The organism is Streptomyces sp. WAC05292 (assembly GCF_003949955.1).
GTDB classification, from domain to species: Bacteria; Actinomycetota; Actinomycetes; order Streptomycetales; family Streptomycetaceae; genus Streptomyces; species Streptomyces globosus.
In genome coordinates this window covers 1-952 of the sequence record NZ_RPSE01000780.1, presented here as the reverse complement: position 1 = coordinate 952, position 952 = coordinate 1, and the positions used below count along the sequence as shown (strand labels likewise).

2 protein-coding genes are annotated in these 952 nt (G+C 76.1%); both read left to right on the top strand.

From position 1 onward, the window contains the following. Positions 1 to 263 precede the first annotated feature (263 nt). On the top strand, positions 264 to 641 hold the full coding sequence (locus EF903_RS32995; RefSeq protein WP_125548577.1) for a hypothetical protein: 378 nt from the start codon (positions 264 to 266) through the stop codon (positions 639 to 641). A gap of 7 nt (positions 642 to 648) precedes the next feature. Next, on the top strand, positions 649 to 918 hold the full coding sequence (locus tag EF903_RS32990; RefSeq protein WP_125548576.1) for a DUF4031 domain-containing protein: 270 nt from the start codon (positions 649 to 651) through the stop codon (positions 916 to 918). Positions 919 to 952 lie beyond the last annotated feature (34 nt).

Sequence of the window (952 nt, the reverse complement as noted above, 5' to 3'; positions counted from 1 at the left end):
GCCTCGGCGGGGGAGCGGAGCCGAGGCGTCCGGTGGCCGGTGCGGAGGGCGCGTGCGGGCGGCGCCGCCGGGCCGCGGCCGCCGACGGGGCGGGCAAGGCTGAAGGCTCCCTCCGCGTCCTCGCGCATGCCGGACAGCTTGGTTCCGGACCCGAACCGGGTCAATACGCCATAAGGCTCCCCGGCGGTCCCGGGTCGCGTGACCTGCGGAATGCGGGCCGGCAGGCCTTCGCCGCAGGGCCCGTACGGGTCCACAATGGCCCCATGGACCACGCCACACCCCTGGAGCAGGCGCTGCACGCCGCCCGCGCGCTCGTCATCGCCGACCTCGTCGCGGGGCAGGTCGCCGACGCGGACGTCGTCTCCCTCGTCGAGGAGTCCGTCACGCACCGCCGGTGGTGGGTGGAGCAGTGGCCGGAGGGGGTCGACTACCTGGCGGGGCTCGTCGCCCAGGACGTCCAGGACGCCCTGCTGGAGAAGTACGGGCGCTGGCCGCTGTGCCCGGTGTGCTCGCACGGCGACCCGCACGCGCTCGACGTGGAGCCGGAGTTGGGGCCGGACCCCCACTGGGTGTGCGGGAAGGCGGGCGTGAAGGTCGCCTCCGTCGGCGCGCTCGGCCCGGTCTTCGGCTCCGGCCGGTGAGCCGCCGGTGACGCTCTACATCGACCCGCCGACCTGGCCGGGCCACGGCCGCATGTGGTCGCACCTGGTCAGCGACGTCTCCTATGAGGAGCTGCACGCCTTCGCCGCGTCGATCGGCTGCCCGCCGAAGGCGTTCGACGGCGACCACTACGACCTGCCGGCGTTCCGGTACGCGGACGCCGTCGCGGCGGGCGCGGTGGAGGTCGGCAGCAAGGAGCTGGTGCGCCGGCTGACCGCGGCGGGCCTGCGCAGGCCGAAGCACCGGCCGACGGCCTGACGGGCCGGCCCGGGGACCCCTCCCGGGCCTCGCC

Excerpts from the sequence above, each read along its gene's own strand:
- EF903_RS32995 (WP_125548577.1), top strand. The coding sequence starts at position 264 with ATGGACCACGCCACACCCCTGGAGCAGGCGCTGCACGCCGCCCGCGCG.